This is a genomic window from Niastella vici, assembly GCF_002077945.1.
Lineage (GTDB): Bacteria > Bacteroidota > Bacteroidia > Chitinophagales > Chitinophagaceae > Niastella > Niastella vici.
The window spans coordinates 407,795-426,809 of the sequence record NZ_LVYD01000058.1 but is presented as its reverse complement, the minus strand read 5'-3'; the positions used below and the strand labels follow the sequence as shown (position 1 = coordinate 426,809).

Annotated in this window: 12 protein-coding genes; 5 read left to right on the top strand and 7 right to left on the bottom strand. The window is 44.9% G+C overall.

What is annotated here, in order from left to right; translation table 11 throughout:
- Positions 1–7 precede the first annotated feature (7 nt).
- Together A3860_RS25690 and A3860_RS25685 are read right to left on the bottom strand one after the other, a co-directional pair.
- Complete coding sequence (locus tag A3860_RS25690; protein ID WP_081151501.1) at positions 8–3,283, bottom strand: SusC/RagA family TonB-linked outer membrane protein; 3,276 nt, start codon at positions 3,281–3,283, stop codon at positions 8–10.
- A gap of 354 nt (positions 3,284–3,637) precedes the next feature.
- Positions 3,638–6,091: an outer membrane beta-barrel protein gene (locus tag A3860_RS25685; RefSeq protein ID WP_081151499.1), complete on the bottom strand. Its 2,454-nt coding sequence runs from the start codon at positions 6,089–6,091 to the stop codon at positions 3,638–3,640.
- Positions 6,092–6,288: 197 nt separating this feature from the next.
- Between A3860_RS25685 and A3860_RS25680 the strand changes: the two genes are divergently transcribed.
- Complete coding sequence (locus A3860_RS25680; RefSeq protein ID WP_081151497.1) at positions 6,289–7,314, top strand: sensor histidine kinase; 1,026 nt, start codon at positions 6,289–6,291, stop codon at positions 7,312–7,314.
- 4 nt (positions 7,315–7,318) lie between these two features.
- Complete coding sequence (locus tag A3860_RS25675) at positions 7,319–8,020, top strand: LytR/AlgR family response regulator transcription factor (protein ID WP_081151495.1); 702 nt, start codon at positions 7,319–7,321, stop codon at positions 8,018–8,020.
- 3 nt (positions 8,021–8,023) lie between these two features.
- Here A3860_RS25675 and A3860_RS25670 read toward each other — a convergent pair whose 3' ends face one another.
- Positions 8,024–8,404: an SBBP repeat-containing protein gene (locus A3860_RS25670; protein ID WP_081151493.1), complete on the bottom strand. Its 381-nt coding sequence runs from the start codon at positions 8,402–8,404 to the stop codon at positions 8,024–8,026.
- Between the two features lie 252 nt (positions 8,405–8,656).
- On the opposite strand from A3860_RS25670, the gene A3860_RS25665 reads away from it, so the two are divergent.
- Both A3860_RS25665 and A3860_RS25660 read left to right on the top strand, forming a co-directional pair.
- Positions 8,657–9,289 (top strand): hypothetical protein, encoded by a 633-nt coding sequence (locus A3860_RS25665; RefSeq protein WP_143774261.1) that lies wholly within the window; start codon positions 8,657–8,659, stop codon positions 9,287–9,289.
- A 76-nt stretch (positions 9,290–9,365) separates the two neighbouring features.
- Complete coding sequence (locus tag A3860_RS25660; protein WP_081151487.1) at positions 9,366–10,634, top strand: erythromycin esterase family protein; 1,269 nt, start codon at positions 9,366–9,368, stop codon at positions 10,632–10,634.
- 16 nt (positions 10,635–10,650) lie between these two features.
- On the opposite strand, the gene A3860_RS25655 is transcribed toward A3860_RS25660, so the two are convergent.
- The 4 genes from A3860_RS25655 to A3860_RS25645 all read right to left on the bottom strand — a co-directional run bounded on the left by A3860_RS25655 (position 10,651) and on the right by A3860_RS25645 (position 17,809).
- A complete protein-coding gene (locus A3860_RS25655) occupies positions 10,651–13,104 on the bottom strand; it encodes an outer membrane beta-barrel family protein (protein ID WP_081151484.1) in 2,454 nt (817 codons plus the stop codon).
- A gap of 86 nt (positions 13,105–13,190) precedes the next feature.
- Positions 13,191–13,364: a class I lanthipeptide gene (locus A3860_RS41250; protein ID WP_158085362.1), complete on the bottom strand. Its 174-nt coding sequence runs from the start codon at positions 13,362–13,364 to the stop codon at positions 13,191–13,193.
- 53 nt (positions 13,365–13,417) lie between these two features.
- Entirely contained in the window at positions 13,418–14,629 is a 1,212-nt protein-coding gene (locus tag A3860_RS25650; protein WP_158085361.1) for a lanthionine synthetase C family protein, read from the bottom strand.
- Between the two features lie 18 nt (positions 14,630–14,647).
- On the bottom strand, positions 14,648–17,809 hold the full coding sequence (locus A3860_RS25645; RefSeq protein WP_081151478.1) for a lantibiotic dehydratase: 3,162 nt from the start codon (positions 17,807–17,809) through the stop codon (positions 14,648–14,650).
- Between the two features lie 536 nt (positions 17,810–18,345).
- Between A3860_RS25645 and A3860_RS25640 the strand changes: the two genes are divergently transcribed.
- The gene (locus tag A3860_RS25640) at positions 18,346–18,981 is read left to right on the top strand and encodes a hypothetical protein (protein WP_081151475.1); all 636 of its coding nucleotides are present in this window, start codon (positions 18,346–18,348) and stop codon (positions 18,979–18,981) included.
- Positions 18,982–19,015 lie beyond the last annotated feature (34 nt).

Sequence of the window (19,015 nt, the reverse complement as noted above, 5' to 3'; positions counted from 1 at the left end):
TAGTTTTTTAGAAGGACACATTAATACCGAGGGTATAGGTTTTCAACATGGGATACGCCATTCCATTACCCGCATCTGCGTTCATTTCAGGATCGGCGCCCTCGATCACTTCGGGGTCAAGATCCCTGGTGACGCGGTACATGGGCGACCAGGTCCAAATGTTTTGTCCGGTGAAATATACCCGCGCGGAGGAGATACCTGCTTTTGCGATCAGGCTCTTGGGCAAATTGTAACCCAGGGTTAAATTCTTCAACCGTACATAGGCTACGTTCTGCAAATAACGGCTTTGCGTAACCTGCAATTCGCCTCTTGAGTTCAGGGCCACATAGCCTCTCAGGCGGGGGAAATAAGCATCGGGGTTTTCGGGTGTCCACATATTGTTTTCAACCGATACGGGATGCCAGCTGTAAGGCCGGTTGTATGCGCCCCAGAACAAGGCATTATCGGCCCCGGGCCAGAAATCTCTTTTGCCAACTCCCTGGAAAAATGCATTGATAAAGAAATTGCTCCATTCGCCCCCCATGTTAAAACTGAACTGGTAGCGGGGTTGATCGTTACCAATGATCTTGCGGTCGCCGGGATCAGCGAGCGTGCTGCTTCCCAGGTTGATCGCATTATCCTTGTTCAGATCGCGGAATTTAACATCGCCGGGTAACAGTACATTGGCGGCCGCTACGCGCGTATAACTTTGATCGGCATGTGCTTTTATATCATCGGCATCTTTAAATAATCCTTCGGTTTCAAAACCCCAGATATCGCCGAGGCGTTGTCCTTCATAATAGGTATCGATGAGGCCCAGCGGGTTATTGTATTTTTTGATATAGGAAGTATTATCGGCCAGGGTGAACCTGAAATTATACCGCAGGGGTTTCGTCCAGGCAGTGGCATCGTTCCAGGAGATCGAGAATTCCCAACCTCTTGTTTTCAGATCGGCGTAATTGCCTTTGGGCACCGCAGCGCCAAAAACGGCGGGCAGCGGCAATCCCGTAGTGAACATATCGGTGGTATACCGCGTATACCAGTCGAAGGTGGCGGTAAGGCGGTTGTTGAGCAACCCGAGATCTATACCAAGGTTTGTACTGGTGGCCTTTTCCCAGGTAAGGCCATTAGGAATTACATTGGGTCTGCTCGTATAATCGGGTATAACGCCGTTGATCACTTTGTTGAGCTTGCTTACGCCCATTACCTCCAGGTACTGATAGGGAGAAATATTACCATTACCCAAACTTCCGTATGAAGCCCGCAGCTTCAGATTGGGAATGATGTTTTCAAAGTTCTCCCAGAAAGCTTCGCGCGATACGCGCCAGCCTGCAGATGCTGAGGGGAAGAAACCAAATTGCTGGTCTTCCGGAAATTTCGACGTACCATCATAGCGGCCATTAATTTCGAGCAGGTATTTTTCGTCATAGTTGTAATTCAACCGGAAAAAGCTGCCGAGGGTAGTCCATTCACTGCCGCCACCTGTTAAAGTATAATTCAACCCATTTAATAAGGAGAAATCGGGCAGTGAATTATTGATGAGGCCGTCGCGCTGGATGAACAAACTTTTCAACAGCGAATGTTCATAGTTATACCCCACCATCCCTTTGAAATAATGTTTGCCAAAATGCTGTTCATATTCAGTGTAGATGTTGGCGCCGATATAATTGGTCTTGTTTTCATTCTGGTTCATTTTACTTTCACCACGTTCCAACATGGCGCCGGGTTTTGTACTATAGGGAACCGGGGTATACAGGCGGTTCTCTGTTTCATTCACTTTCATGAAAGTAAGGTCGCCCGATACGCGCAATTTATTCTGTAGAAAACTGGCCGTGAAGCGTGAAGTATTACGCACCTGCTGGCGGTTGAGATCAGAATAGTTATTGCCAGATACAAAACTGCCGAAAACAATAGAAGCGTTCTGCGTAAGCGTTCCATCAGGGTTTTTCAGCATGGCAATTGGAAACGCTTCATCTGAGATCCGGCGCCATACCGGTGTATTGGAAGGATGATTCAGGATGGGAAAGAAATAATTGACCTGTGAAAAAGTTAGATCGTTTTCCAGCTTCAACCATTTAAATGCCTGCACCGAGCCGTTGGCGCGCAGGTTATAGGTTTTGTACTTGTCGGGATTGTATCTGAAGATCCCATGCTGGCCCATATAGCGGCCCGATAGATAATATGACACTTTATCTGAACTTCCCGAAACACTCAGCGATTGTTCGGTAGAAGGGTTCTGGTCGGCATACAGTTCTTTCAACCAGTCGGTGCTGCCATAATAAATGTATTCACCGGTAACGGGGTCAATATCTGTGCGGGGCAGCGAAGGATCGTCGTGCCGCTTTTTCAATTCATCGAGGTAACTGAGTGAAAAGGGAAATACGCTGTTCGCTTTTGGCGGATGCGCTTTATAGTCGTTCCAGGAATAATAAGCCGAGTCGAACGTTTTTGCCCAGTTGTAACCATCTGTTACCAGGTTGGGTTTAACGGTTCTGTTATTCAGCGATACACTGCCGCTGTAGCTGATCTTCGTTCTGTTCTTCGAGGCTTTTTTGGTGGTGATGAGCACCACGCCAAAGGTACCACGAGCCCCATAGATAGCTGCAGAAGCGGCATCTTTCAGCACTGACACACTCTCCACATCGTCGGGGTTAATAAGATTGGGATCGCCCGGTACGCCATCGATGAGCACCAGCGCATTTCCACCGGCACCAATAGATGTAGCACCGCGTACATTATATGTAGCACTGCGAATGGGTTTGCCATCCGTCATGCGAATATTCAGGTTGGGAATAACGCCCTGCAATCCACGCGTAAGGTTAGGCAAGGGCCGGTTTTCCAGCACCTCACTGCCTACCTGGTCAACCGCACCGGTGAGGTTCACTTTCTTCTGGGTGCCATAACCGATCACCACTACGTTTTGCAGGGAGGCATCGTTCTGCCTCAGCACGATGAGAACCGGGTTTTGACCGTTTACTTTTTGTTCAACTGTATTATAGCCTACATAGGTAAATACCAGTGTGGCTTCACTGGCAGGCAGTTGGATGGTAAAGCTGCCATCGGGCCCTGTAGAGGTACCAATGCTGGACCCTTTTATATTTACGCTCACGCCAGAGATGGGCGCGCCCTTTTCATCGGATACTTTTCCCTTTACTTCGGGACCCGAAACGGGGGCTGCTATCCCGAAACCGGGTAGCAACAGCATCTGCATAATAAATAAAAAGGAGGTAAAAGCCGGGAAGCAAAAACGGGCATACCGGCTTGTAAAAGCTGTACGCCGGTAGTTTAAATGGGTGTTCTTCATACACTGGCAATTAGTTTTGTTAACGAAATCTTTAGGAGTCGCAAATAAATTAAACTATTCGAAGCACTATTAAACTATCAGGTTAAGGTTTTGCTACCAAATTGAAACAGAATTGTTATCCGAAGGACAACTTCATTGATTCAACAAGCAAAAAGAACCTTACTCTGGCAATCGTTAAGCCCCGACAAGCCGGGGCAGGCTGACAATCGGACTATCTACCAGGCTAAAATAACAATAATTTCCGGAAATTAAACAAATTTAAAGCTGTTTTAATCTTTTTAAACACAAATGACCGGCCTGAATAGCACCGGTCATTTTAGATATTTAAACTATTTGTAAGCTTTTTAATGGTACTCATAACCGCCCCTGCTCATCCGCCGCCCCGCCGGTATTGTGGTTACGTTTGCGGGTATTGGTGTCTTTTCCAAAACGGTAACTGAAAGCGATGCCTATTCTTTGGGTATCGGTTTGTGTTCTTCGCCAGGCAACCATTTGTTGGGAAGCGGTGATGTTATCGCGCCTGATGATGGTATGAAAAATATCATTGGCGCTTAGTTTCAGGCTGCCTTTGTCTTTCAGGATCATTTTCTGCACGCCTGCATTCAATTGCCAGAAGGGATCGGTTCGTGTTTGTCCCTGTAAATGGCGGCTGCCATACGACCCGTTTATTTCTGCACTCCAGCTTTTTGACAGATGAAACTGGTTGCCCAGTTCCAGTTCAGCGGTATTCGTTGCATTGCTTATTACCTGCCCATTGGCAATGCCTTTATTCACCAAATGAAAAACAAGGAGGAACGCATTTACATGCCAGCCCTTCACTATATCCGTTGACAAATTCGAAATAAAATTAAATGAGTAATTGTTCCCGAAATTCTGCGGGCGGCTGATATAAATATCGCCCGACGGTTGTATGAGGTTTTGTATGAGATTATTTATGCGCAGGTACGCCACTTCAACCATAAAAAAGCTTTTATAATCATATTTCAACTCAATGCCATGCAGGTAATGTGGTTTCAGCCAGGGGTTGCCTGCATTGTACGAATAGCGGTCGTTATAAAAAAGAAAGGGATTTAACTGCTGGTAACCGGGCCGTCTGATGCGGTTACTATAGGTAATGCTGAAGGTATGGTGACCGGCACTGTCGGCTTTCCAGGAAAGATAAAAGGATGGAAAAAAGTCGGTGTAATTTCTTTTAAAAGAAGAATCAGCGATAACTACATTACCGGGCTGCTTCCCCTGCATGCGGGTATTCTCCATGCGTACCCCGCCTTTTATGGCCCATCGATTCCATTCTTTTGAGGTACTTATATACGCAGCGTTTATATTCTCGCCATATATAAAATGGTCACTTCTGCCGTAATCGGGTATAAAATCATTTCCCACTCCATTATACCAGTTGTTGTTATAGTCGGTAACTACATACGATGATTTATAGCCTGCCTCCACATTCGTCCTGCCCTTCAGTGGCAGTGAAAGATCAGTTTTTGCCGACCAGATATTGATATCGGCCGGTAACCGGTACAAAATTTCATTGGCGCTGTTTATGCTCCCATCCAGTTGGTACACGGCTGTGTTCAATAACTGACTGCCATTGGCATGCAGGTTTACATAATCGAGGTCGGCGGTGATCATAGCGCCATTGGCATTTATGCGGTGCAGCAGATTGAAATTAACACCCCCGCTGTACCATTGATAACCACCGGTAGTACCGCCCATAGCAGTGGAATCAATTTTTTGCTGCGCGTTTAACTGATCACTGCTGTAATGTAACTGATCCCTGCGGGGCCTGATGCCGCCTGTTAATAAAACACCCAATGTTGTTTTGGCAGAAACGTAATAATCAAGTCCGGTCCGCAAATTATAGCCATCGGAAGAATAAACATATTTCCTGTCGAGTAAAGTAACAGCAGAATCATCGCCAATGGTATTATAGTAATTCCGCCTGTTGATCTCTTTGTTATAGCCTGCATCTCTTCCATAACCGAAGTTGCCGAATACATTAATTTTTTTATTTCGGTAATTGATATTCAAGGCATCATTGCTTCTTCCATATACGCCCTGGTTATAACCAATACTTACATTGCCATTAAAACCCGGCGCTTTGTTCTTTTTCAGCTGCAAATTAATGACAGCGCCGCCCGATGCATCGTACCGCGCAGGCGGATTGCTCATGAGCTCAATTTTCTCTAACATGCCGGCTGGCAGCGATCGTAAATAAGCCGCCAGGTCCTGGGCCGACAAATACGTAGGCTTATCATCGATGAGCACCAGTACCCCGCCCTTCCCATTTAGATTTATATTTCCATCAATATCAACGAACACCCCGGGGCTTTTTGACAACACCTCCAGCGCATTGCTACCCGCCGCGGAGATCATGGCATCTACATTTACGATAGTACGATCTACCTTATGCTCAACCATTGGCTTTTTAGCTGTTACAATTACTTCTTTAAGGACCTTCTGGTTTGCCTGTTCAATGGCAATAGCCGGCAATACCAGGTCGGCATGTTGCGCATCAATGGTCAGCATACTACTGGTGAATTTTTTAAACCCGGCGCCTGTTATCCTGATAATATACCTGCCGGCAGGCAATTTTTTAAAAATGAATTTTCCATCCTCTCCTGATGCGCCCGCTTTTACTGTTGCAGAATCCCCTGCACGCAACAGCAAAATAGTGGCGCCGGGCAACGGCCTGTTTTGTACATCGGTAACAATGCCTGTTATTTTTCCTGAAAGGTTTTGGGCCTGGCCTGTATTATGCAGAACGAATAAAAGTATAATGGCAAAGAATAGTGGAAGGATCTTCATGGTGCTTGTTTCCACAAATTTTACCTGCTGTACCCAGCCAATAAAATCGTTGTGTTCAATGCTGGTAAAAAAGGGGTGAATGCCTTGCTTTGGAGGTTTAAAATTTCGTCATCGTTTTTTGATTATCCGTACCTGTTTTTCCCAATTCCAACATTTTACACCCCCGGTATGCAAAAAACTATAGCGATCTTTATACTATGCGAGTTGCCTCCAAAAAGATCGTTAGCGAAGCCCTGCTACTGCATGCCCTTTTCAGCATGGCCGTTGTTATGCTGGTGCTTTCAGGTATATATTATTACTACCGGTTCATTTCATTCAGGACCGGCTTATCCACTTTTGCCTGCCTTTTATTGCTGGGTTGTATTTACATGGGCCGATGGCTTTGCAAGAACTTTTACCTTCGCCACCGGCCATTTCATTTCAGTTTGTATTCTGTGCTCACCCTGATGGCGATCATTATCATTTGGCCGCTTTTTGCAAAAAAGATCTTTCATTCACCGGGCGATATTATTGAATTTTCCGTAACCACCCTGCCCTTCTTTATCATAGGGTTCATAATGGGTATTTTTATAAAACTGATCAGGGCCTCCATTAAACGGCAAATACAGGGAGCCCAGCTCACTGCCGAACAAAAACAAAGTGAGCTGAACCTGTTGCAATCGCAGTTAAGCCCCCACTTTTTATTTAATACGCTTAATAATCTCTATGGCATCTCAATAACCCGACATGAGCAGGTGCCGCCCCTGCTATTAAAATTAAGTGACCTGTTACGCTACTCGGTATACGATACCAAAAAGCCGTTTGTACCTTTAACAGAAGAATTGGAATACATCCAGAATTATCTCAGTTTTGAAAAGTTGCGCATCAGCGACCGGCTGGTTTTGCAAACCGATATAGAGATCATAAACAACCCGAATATTACCATTGCGCCCATGGTGCTGATCGTATTTATTGAAAACGCCTTTAAACATGCCCGCAATACCCTTGACCAAAAGATATATATTCATATCAGCCTGAAGATCACCGGTTATTTTATTGTATTTTCAGTTGAAAATTCTTACAGTGAGGTAAAACAGCAAAACCGAATTCTTCAGGCGGCCTCCGGTTTGGGACTGGCCAATACCATCAGGCGTCTTAAGCTGTTGTATGAAGAAGATTATGAATTGGAGCAGTTTGTAAAAGACAATTGGTACATTGTTCAACTTCGCTTAAAAATAAACTAACAGCATGTTTAACTGCCTTGTTGTAGATGATGAACCCATTGCAAGAGAAATTATTATAAATTATTGCAGCCACCTGTCACAACTGTGTGTTGCCGGCAGCTGCGGCAACGTGTTTGAGGCAAAAGAAATATTATTACAACACCCTATAGATATTTTGTTCCTGGATGTACACCTGCCGGTGCTGGATGGCATTGGCTTTTTAAAAACCCTGAAGCACACGCCGCAGGTAATATTCACTACTGCTTATAAAGAATATGCAGTTGATGCATTTGAATTATCGGCCTGCGATTACCTGGTAAAACCATTCTCTCTCGAAAGATTTATAGTGGCAGTGGATAAAGCAACCGAAAAACTGCAGGCAGCCATTACTATCCCCAATGAAAACCAGCGCATACCCACTGATTATTTCTTTATAAAGGCCGATGGTAAAATTTACAAATTGCATTACAATGATATACTGCTGGCCGAAGCAAAAGGGAATTACACAAAAGTAGTATGCGCCAACACTACCCTGCTGCCCAATATGTCTTTTTCCTCGTTTGAATCCCTGTTACCCGCCGGTTTATTTATACGGGTACACCGCTCGTTCATCATCAACAAATCGAAGATCACCCATATTGAAGGCAATACCGTTTATATTCAAAAAACAGCGGTTCCTATAGGCGTTAATTTTAAAGAACCCTTTCTGAAGGCAATTGGGCTATGAAAATTAATATTCCACCTTATAATCCTTTTTAACCGGCTGGCCGCTCCAGGCTTTCTTACTTGTCCAGTCGGCAGCGGGTGCTTCATTCGATAAAAAGGAGATCACTTCATCATCATCGTTACCGGGGCCATTGTAGCGCGACTCCCATTGTACCACACCAGCCGCATTATACTTGATGGTGCTATAGTCCAATCCGGTCCCTGTACCTGATCCGGTTACATATACATTTCCGTTATCATCTACAGCAAGCGATCTCGCGCCGCCGGTACCATTTCCCGGCCCATTTTGCCGCGCCACCCATTCGGGCGTAACCTGGGCAAAACAAAAAGAGTCAACAAAAAATAATAATAAAAGCAACAGCTTTTTAAGTAACAATTTTTCCATAACCTGTAATTTTTTGGTCAACAATCACTTTGAGGGTTATGTGATCTACCGATGTTACTTCATAAGGGATGCACTGTTAATTCATTCACATAAGGGAGATAGAAAGAAGCAGAAAAGAGGCTGTATTAAGTTACATTAATTCAGGCAAATACAGGAGCTGCTTTTACTGATTGTGAACAGGAAAACCCGTTTTTGGCCAATTTTAAATTTATTGCGAACTTCAGAATAGAACAACCATTAAACCTGTTTTATATGCAGCGCTATTTTGAACAACTGCTTGGCGATATTGCCATTTCTATTGACAATGAAAAGAATGCTTCTGCTGCCATCATCTATGAACTGAGTGACTGGCTGTCGGAAGAGGAGGAAGAGCGAACAGCTCCTGTTCGCAATCTGCAGGATTGGACCGGTATTTACCAGGAAATGCTTCCCCCACCCCATATGCTTACCGATGAACAGGTATATGCCCTGCTTGAAGCGTTAAATCAACTGTTGAACATTTATAACTGTTGTTTCGTATTGCAAACAACAGTACCTGAGCGGGTGCAATATGCCACCATAAGAGATAATTTCAACCAGGAGGTAAAGGTGAAGACCTGGCATATGGGATTTTTCGGTTTGTGTAAACCAGGTACCGAACATAAGAAATGTGCATTGGGTGAACATTGCCAGTGTGCTTTTTATGCAGGATTATTTACCGACTGTATTGAGGAAGACCTGAGTCCCGATGAAGAACGGGCCCGGGCCTTACAGATCGAGATCCAGTATTTGAAAAAGAAGTACGAAAATGACTGGATGAAATATTATCCCTATCATCTGGATAAGGATTATGATGATGAATTTGGGAATCCGTATGATTATGGACTGGGTGATGAGGAGGAGTGATCATGATCACCTATTGTAAAGGCTATTTCTCCGTTCAGTAAAAGATCATTAGTTTTATTGCATTCATTACCTTATCATGAAACCATTTCTTTTTCTGCTATCAGCAATTTTAGCTTTTTCTGTATCTAACGCACAATTGTCCCTGAAGGAACATATACAGGGAACAGCCATGGCCATACGTACCGTGCATCCTGATTCCACCGACTTTTCAGATCTTGAAGTGATCGGCAATTCGATCGGCGATGCCCGGATCGTGATGCTGGGTGAGCAGGACCATGGAGATGCACCTACCTACCTGGCTAAAACGCGGCTTGTAAAATACCTGCACGAAAAAAAGGGATTTACTGTGCTGGCCATAGAAAGCGATTTCTTTGCCCTGAATCGCGGCTGGGACCTGTTGCCCAAAGATTCAGCCAGTGTGGTCAAGTACCTGCTTAATAATATATTTACTGTGTGGACGGGTTGCGATGCCTGTTTCCCTTTGTTCAGACAATACCTGCCCGGCACTTTTCAAACGGCATCGCCCATACAAATAGCAGGCTTCGATAACCAGATGATGTTGCCCTATTCGAACCAACTGGCACACCAGCTCGACAGCGTGCTGCTTTCATTACAGTTACCTGTTACCAAAACACCTGAATACCGGCAGCAGATCATTCCCACGATCGATTTAATGAGAATGTGGTGGCGTTCAAAACCTGATCTTGCATTATATGATCAATGTGCTGCCTGGTTGCAACAGATACGAAAGGAAGCGGCGCAACAATTGAGTGCAAATGATTTCTGGTTACAGGTTATCGATAACCTGTTGCAGGAAAATGAACACTACCGCTTTTTGAAGGATAAGGATAAATATTCAAAACATAGCAATAATGTCAGGGACCTTCAAATGGCGGCCAATCTGGCCTGGTTATGCAAAGTGAAATATCCCAACGAAAAGATCATTGTGTGGGCTGCCAGTCAGCATATTTCGAAAACGAGGGAAGATATGCCCGATAACCCCCGCAAGGTTATCTCTATGGGTGGCGCCTTTACTGCAGACCCTTCACTGGCTGCCAATACCTATGTAGTGGGTTTTAGCAGTTATGAAGGAACGGCCGGACGAATTGGTTTTCCTGATTATACACTGCCCAAACCTAAAAAAGAAAGCTTCGAAAACTGGGTACGCCCCAAAGGCGCTTATTCATTTGTAGATTTCAAAAAATACCAGCAGGCGCATGCTGCTGATCCCGGAAAATTCTACATGTCGGGGTACAACCATTATAATGTAGAAGCCCAATGGACGCGTCTTTATGATGGCATTTTTTACATCGATCAAATGTATACCTGTAAAAAGCAGCCCTGATGTGGAAGGACTGCACTTAATTCGTTTTCGGTGTAATACTCATCCGGTTCTTTTCGTCCTGGCCACCAAACTGAACTTTCCGTTCGTTGAATTTGGCGCCACTCCTGAAATTATAGGTGAGCGTTATTCCTACCTTTCGCGTATCACGCACAGTTCGAAATGCAATGTCCTGATTCAGTACAGTCGTAGTGGTACGCACTTTATCGGAGTAAAAAATGTCGGTAAAGCGCAGTGTCGCCGTCAGGCTTTTTTTGAAGAAGGACCGCTTGAGCCCCAACGAAAGCCGCTCGCGGCCTTTAAATACGGTTACACCATACACAGATGGACCATAATAGAGAAAGTTGACCTGGGCGGTATATCCCTTTGGTAAAGTAAAATTATGGTTATTGCTAACGCTTACTTCGGTGCGCTTATTGGAGAAAACGCCGTAGTCGGCATTGCCTTTAACGGAAGTATAAGCTACATTCACATCTGCATTGGTGCTCCACCACGAAGCGATCTTCCATGGCACATATACTTCGAGGTACAGGCTTTTGCTGCTATTGATGTTCTCGTTTTTGTAGATCACTGTTTTTGTAGTATCGTTCTGGATAGTGATCTCGTTGAGCAGGTTGGTGACATAAGAATAACCCAGGCTAAGGGTATTCTCATTCCTATAGGTATAGGTTACATCGTTGCTGAACGTAAACTGAGGCAGCAGGTAAGGGTTGCCTGTTGAATAAGAAAACGGATCATAATAAAAAGCAAAAGGGTTCAGCGAAGCATAATCGGGCCGCTTTATGCGCCGTCCCGAAGTAAAGTTCAGTTTATGGTTGTCACTGATCCTGTATTCAAGGAATAAAGTGGGGAAAAGATTTTGTAAATGACGCCGGATGAGAAAGGTGTCGGTGATCAGATCGATCTTTGCGCGGGTTTCCTCATAACGAAGCCCCGCCTGGATATCCAGTTTTTTAAAATTCCGCCTCGCAGAAATATAAGCAGCTCCAATGTTCTCGGTGTAAATAAAATGATTGGTACGGCTGACATCTTTCTTATACGCGCCGTTTTGAAAAATATAGAAAGCAATGTCGTTGTCAGTAACAGAAGAGGTATACTTCAATCCGGTTTCCAGCTGCACCTTCCCGGGCAAATTTCTTTTGTAATCCAGTTTATACGCATTTACACGAATAGTGGCCTTATTATAGGAACCATCCATTTGCGGAGCGCGGGGATTACTGCCATTGTTGTCGAAGAACAGCGAGTGATAGCTGTTGGTGTCTTTGGTATTGAATTGCAAATGGCTGTAGTTGGCTGTCAGGGTTTGACCGGTAGTGTCGATACGCAGGGTATAATCGGCATTCAGGTTGGTGTTGGTATAATGTGTTTTTGTAAGATTGTTAATGGTATAGGAGCTGTCGATGGCATTGGGGTCATGGTACACCTTCAGGGTGGCGTCATATGGCTTTCTCGAATCTGACACCGTTCCATCAAAGGAAACAGCGATATTCTGGTTACGGGCAATTCTATAGTCGAAGCCTGCCTTATAATAGTGGTTGGTTGAGGTTGTGGGACGATGTGTTTGCTGGAGAAAGGTAATGACGGGAGAAGAGGAAAGGAACCGCCGCTTTTCATCGTCATTAAAAAAACCTGTACCATGAACGAGATCATAAGAGCCAGTGACCAGCAGGCGTTTATTTTTATAATTCAACAAACCCCCGGCAGTCGTTCTTCCGTAGATGCCCTGGGCATAGCTGGAATAAATATTGCCCGAGATACCGGGCGTTTCCCGGTTTTTGGTGATCAGGTTGATCAAACCACCCGCACCTTCAGCCGAATACCGGGCAGGCGGGTTTGAAAAGACCTCCACTTTTTGAATATTATTGGCCGGCATGCTTGCCAGCATAGCCTTCAGTTGCTCCCCCTTCAAATAGGTTTCTCTGCCGTCGATCATTACGCGGATATCCGATCTTCCCTTTATAGAAACATTATTAGCACCGTCAACAACAATACCTGGTAAGGTCCTGAGCAACTCCATAACAGATTCCCCGCTGGCAACGATATTATTGTCGACCCTGATGACTACCCGGTCAAGCTTTCGCTCCACCACCGGCATTTTCGTTACTTCCACTTCTTTTAGCCCGGCCGCATTTCTGTTCAACCTGATTGTAAAATGCAGCACATCTTCTTTTGCTGTATCTGGATTGAAAACGGGCGACCGCTCCGATATAAAACCCACATGACTAACTGCCAAAAGAAATGTATCGCCGGTATTGACTGTTAAATTGAACCGGCCCAACGAATCTGTGACAGTACGGGTCACCTGCCCCCCATCGCGGGCCCGCAGTAAGGCTACTGTTGCAAAGGATACCTGTTCGTCCCCAACAACTTTCCCCTGTACCACTACCGGCCGGCCAGCTGGGTTTTGTTGTGCCATCAGTCCGGGACAAATAACGGTTATCATCAACAGGAAAAGGCCTAACGAGTATTTCATGCAGGATGAATTATATACAATTATAAAGAAATTGGAGTTAATATTATCCCTTCCCCCTGGCGGGAAAGGGATAATATTGATTGCTTTTAGCTTTCTGTGCTTGCACAGCAGGCACAGCTGCAATCGGCGCCGTTGCTTTTGGCGTCGGTTTGCGATGCACCATCACCAGCGCCGTTTCCTTTCTTTTTCATTGAATTGGGGTCCAGCTTGGCAATTGTTTTTTTGTTCAGCTCCAATTTCACTTCGATTTTCTTCTTCATCTTTTTAAGTTTTAATGATTAATAATAAAAACCTTCTTTATATTTTCTGCCGCTTAACACAACAGGAACATTCTTTCCCAGGGAAGCTGATCTTCGTTTAGCAGGGTCAGATAGGATAACCCCACTCCTAACGCTCCGTCGAGCACATAAGGATTCTTTTGCCATATATTCTTGTCTGAAGTAGAAGGGAATATATAACCGCCGATGCCTTTGCCTATACCGGTTTTTTTGATGGAAAGGGTAATATCCGTCCAGTAATCTCTTGCCCCGCGTAAACTTTCGATCCCTGTCTTTTTATAAAAGCTGTTGAAGCATAAAGCGATTCCTGCCGTGCCATGGCATAGCCCTCTGTCGTGGATGTTATACCGGGGATGTTTAAAAACACGCGCAGAATCTATATTCCGGCCCACTTCTTTATCGAGTATCCCAATCGCTTTTTCTTTGAGCGGCGGCAGGGATAAAACTTCGGCAGCTGCGAGCAATGCTGTTGCCACACACATGTCGCCATAGCACCAGGCCAGCCGGCCGGCAAACTCGCGACCTACAATATGCGGAAAATATCCTATTCCCATGTGTTTCTCTTGCGCCAATAACCAGCGAACGGCGCCGTCGATCAATTCAAGCACAAGATCGCGCTGAATATTGGTGCGGCTAACCCGGCATAAGAAAAGGATGATGCCGGTAACGCCATGGGGTATGCCAAGATCAAAATACAGTTCATCGCCACGCCAGCTTTTTGTGGTCCAGGCGATACCGCCATCTGTGGGTATTGCTCCTGATTGCAGGATGGTCAGAATTTGTTCTATTCCTTCCTGCCCTGCTGCCGTCATCGGCCCCTCCAGGAAACAAAGTCCCTTCCCGGTTAATCCCCTGAATATTTCAAATCGTTTGGTTTCTTTATCCCTTGCTAATGATTTCAGGATATACTTTTCAACAACCTCCAGTGAGTCAAGTGACGACTCTTCCAATAGCTCTATGTCGATCAGGTGCCGTACCAGCCAGCTAACACCAGCTATACCGCCAACAAAACTTGAGCCCATTGTTGCATTACCCATCCCGGCCAAACACTCGTCGAGCAGCAGTGAAAACTGTTCAAAATGATCCTGATCTCCCGACCAACGGTAGAGGTACGCATAGAATAAAGCCATCCCGGCCTTGCCGCTAAAAAGACCTACAGGGCATCTTTTAGGTTTGTATGTCTTACTGTCGTCTGCAATCCTTTCCAAAGCTATTCTCATTGATCCCACCCTCTCCTTAGTCTCCATATTCATTGATTTTTATAGTCAATTAAATTTTATAAATCCCAGCCTTGATTCATAGTATCTCCACAGTAGATAATAAAGCACCATTTCCTGCTTCCGGTGTTCGGCGACCAGCAACCTGTTCAATGTCATATGCACATGGCTGGCAGCCAGGTAGTGCAGGTTGATGCTGCCCTTTTCACCGTTGTGCCCACACAGGTTTTCCATAATGCTTTTATTCCGTTCCCCTCTTTCGCGGAAAACAGCAACCAATGATTCGATGCCGTTATCGTGGTCGAACCGTTCGTCCAGAAAACGCTGTATCTGTTTCGATTCCATTCTGTACCGCTGGTCGAGCTGCAAAAGCCCGGGTTTGTCGACACTGAATTCCTTTAAAAAATCATTTTTTAACAATTGCAGCCTGTGGTGTTTCTTTTCTAACGGAAACCCAAATTCAGAAAGCAGCATATCGATATTGCGCAACGCCATCAGCCACCGCAGTGTTTCACCCTCTGTTCCTTCCAATAATCCCAGCAATTGTATAATGGCTTCGCTGTCGTGGTAAAACAACGTTTCGCTCCAATCAATTTTTTCATACCCATACCTTGCCAACTCCCGTTCGTAGGTATCATACTGCACATTTTCAATAAGGCCCGGGCCCGAATAAGCGGCGAGAGCCGAATTGAGGTAACCGATCGTTCTTTGCCAGAACTTTTTATCGGTTGAATGGTAGAACCGGACGCGCAGATGTGGTTTGGGATCGGCATAGCGAATAAAAAACCATTTTTCTATAAGCCCCTCTTCCTTCAGGGCTAACGCCAATGGAGCAATGCATTCCTTCAGAATGTGCTCAGCCGGTACAGCTCCGGTGTAGAGTTTGCAATACAACCATTCACTGCCCAATGCAAATTCCCTTTTAGGGGCGCTATCGCGCTGTGGGGGAAGCCCCGTGTTTGTGCGCAGCGGCTTTTTTTCGCCCCCTTTTTTTGTAAGCGGTACGATGATCTCACTCGCATATTGACCGCCTTCTCCGGTAACAAAACAATTTTCAGGCGTGAAGAAGAATTCCTGCAACTTCAGTTGCCGGTTCTTTTTGAAATAACTATGGAATAGCCGCAAATAAGCTTCATCTTCCAAATCGATGAACAATTTCTGGTCTTTGTCAACGATGATCACTTTGGCAGGAATGTTCAACTGCTGCCGCAGCCGGTCATATACAGGGAAAAGATCAGCGGGATCTGCTTCTGCCAGCTCATCGAAGCTGATGTTCCAGGTAGCGGGACTTAAGATGAGGTTTTTATAGGTGACCCGGGGCAAATACCTGTCTTCTTTGAAGATGTCCCAGTCCCAAACAATCGCTGTATTGATATCCTGCAACTGCAGATCGCAAAGGAATTTGTATACCGGCAGGCTGGTGCGGGTATAGTTATGCGCCGTGGAAAGCCGGGGCACTATTTCTTTGTTCAGCTTTTTCGATCTGAGGATCACCTTGCCGGCCCGGCAACTCACCATAAGGTCGGTGATGGTTAGCTGATTGTCGGGACTGGCAAATGGCCTTGCCAGATAGGCGATCTCATATTGACGGAAAGGCGGCCGTAATAATAAATTACCGGCCCTGGTTTCAGGAAGATGAATGATCTCCCCATATATTTTTTCAGGATGATGTGCTTCTTCTGCTTCCACGCATTCTTTTAGTTTCCCGGTAAGGAAAGGGTCGCCATTGGCAAACCGTGACAACAGGTTAATGCTGCTGGGACCAAAAAATGTGTCGAGCGAAAAAGTATAATTGCCTTTATCAACATCCGCGCTGCTGCCCGCCAGTATGCTGCCCATAACAAAACAACTTTCGGGCGCCTTCAGCTCCATATCATGGAAGCCTATTGTCAAAATATCCTCGTCTGTTATGGCAAAGTCTTTTTTATTTAAAAGTGATTCTTTCAGCTTTCTGTTCTTCCATATAAGCAGCCTTGACCAGTTCATTTGTTTCGCGGGCTGTTTGCCGTTAAACACCAGGCTTGCCAGCATGGGGAGTTCGGCAAGTGTATCTTCTCCATAATCGCCATAACCCAGGCCCAGTTCAGGGTCCAGTGCCATGATCAGCGGAATTTCCAGGTCTTCATATTTTTCGCTGAAAGTTTGCGCCCATGTTTTCAGCCGCTCGTTGCCCGTGATCAGGAATAAAGGCCGCAAAGCGGAAATATGGGTTTGTATATCGCGGATAACTGTTTCATTGAGCCGGGCCTCATCGCCTCCTAATTCCAGAACGGTATGAGCCAGGTTCTTTACCGGTGTTTCGGGATACACGGTCTTCAACAAGCCGGCTATTTTTTCATACAACCCGGTACCGGGCTCCTGGCTTTTCAATAGTTGTGCAACGCTGCGCAGGCACTTATACACTTCGTGCTCTTCGGGCAAAAAAGACAATGTGGTTAACATGTTTTCGAAAACATCTTCCGCCGATAAGGCCGGCTCCAACCCCGACACCAACAAATTATTACTGATCAACAGATCGATGAAAGCACCTGCCTGGTCAGCATCAATATCTTCACTGATGAGCGTGTTTATGAGTTGCTGCAGGCAGGCGCCCTGTTCAGCTTTGGCCAGAATGGCGTCGATGTATTCAGAATTATCAACAGCAGAGATCCTGTAGCTGGTGGTTGCGCCTGCGTCTGAAGGTTCAACATACCTGAGCTTATCCTTTACCTTGTATAAACTATTGTTGGGATAAAAAAGAATATGCTCCTTTATACCCGGTAATGACTGAAGATGACGGGCAAGACCGGTAAGATAATGCATGTCGAGATGAACATGCCGTTTGTAATTATGCCGCGCGCCCACGGTAATGGATGTAGCCTCGCTTAGCTGCCCCGCCTTATAGCCAGCAAAAACACCATAAGGCGTACAGCGGGAACACATCCGGATAAAATACCGCTCTATGGAATGTAATAACTTACTGTCGATCCTTTCTGCAGACCGGCGGCCATCAAGGTATTTTAAATATTGTGTGTACAACTCGTGGGAACCCAAAAACAACGCTTCCAGGAATTGCGGGTCGGTGAACAGGTTGTTCTCTTTGTTTTGCACTAAAGCCAGATCGGCCAGGCGTTCAAGATAATTTACGGGAAAGCACGGTGTTCTGAGAAGATAAAAACCATGATGTTCGTATTCCTGCTCATGTAAGATGGATATAGGTTCTTTTATCACCAGATAAGGTATTGTACGTGATAGATATTACCTATCTAAAGTAGGTAAAATAAATACAGTTACCTTTCGCAGTTAGTCACTATTTAATAAGCGCGCATTTTCGACAATAGGTGCGTCGTTTTGGGCGATAAGCGTGCAAATATGGGGCCCTCGTTATATACATTTCATGCCCATTTATCATCATTTTGAACTGTGAAAACTACATTTTATTAAAATTTGCTTGCATGCGTGAGGTATTCCTATTACATTTGCGCTATCATTAATGCCGGCATTCAAATTATTAACCGGCAGCCATAAATTCCAAACCATGAAAAACAATTCTTACACAAATAATTCGATTACAAAGCCACCATATTGCAGGCGATTTAGCTATTCTTTTAGTTTCCCTGGATAATATTATAAGCGCTATCATTTATTGTATTTATTAGTACCGCAGCAGCTATACAATAGCGGTATGACCGGTTATTGCCCATTTTGAAAGAACTGGAACGAGTTCACTATTTTTCCTAAATAAACCCCCAAAAAGCAATTTTCTAATGAAAAAGTTAGCTATTATTTTCGGCGTGCTTATCGCAGGTTCTCCTTTTGTATCTTGTAAAAAAATGAAAGATGACATTAAAGATCTGCAAAGCAAGAACTCCGCTTTACAGGAGCAATTAGATGGCGTTGTATCTTCATTAGGCTCTAATGAACCAATTACAGCCACCACTACATTCACTGATGACGATGGCAAAACCAGAACTGTAACCGGCGTTTACAAATTCAAGTCTTCAGATCATTCCACGCAAAGCATGACTAATAATAATGATGGCACTTATGATATTTATATTGAGCGTTTCAGCGATGTTAGCTGGAACGAAGGCGCCTATACATCATTCACCTATAATCCTACGTCAAAGGCAGTAACTAACGTATCAGGTGGTCACTATTGGAGTGATGCCGATTCTTATTACGACAATGCCTATTATTATGGTACCGGTACCGGCCTCACCATAGGCGTAACTGTTGACAGTCTTAATATGACAACGGGCGCTACCTCTATAAAATTTGCAGCGTCTGGAACCGCCGCCTATACAAACTCAGTATCTTACTGGTACTCTCCTAATCAGGGTGCACCTGAAGCTACCACTTTCAGTTTTGCAGGAAAATTGAAATTGTTCTCTACAAAATAATTACCTGTAGTATAATAAAAAAAACGGGGCCGCT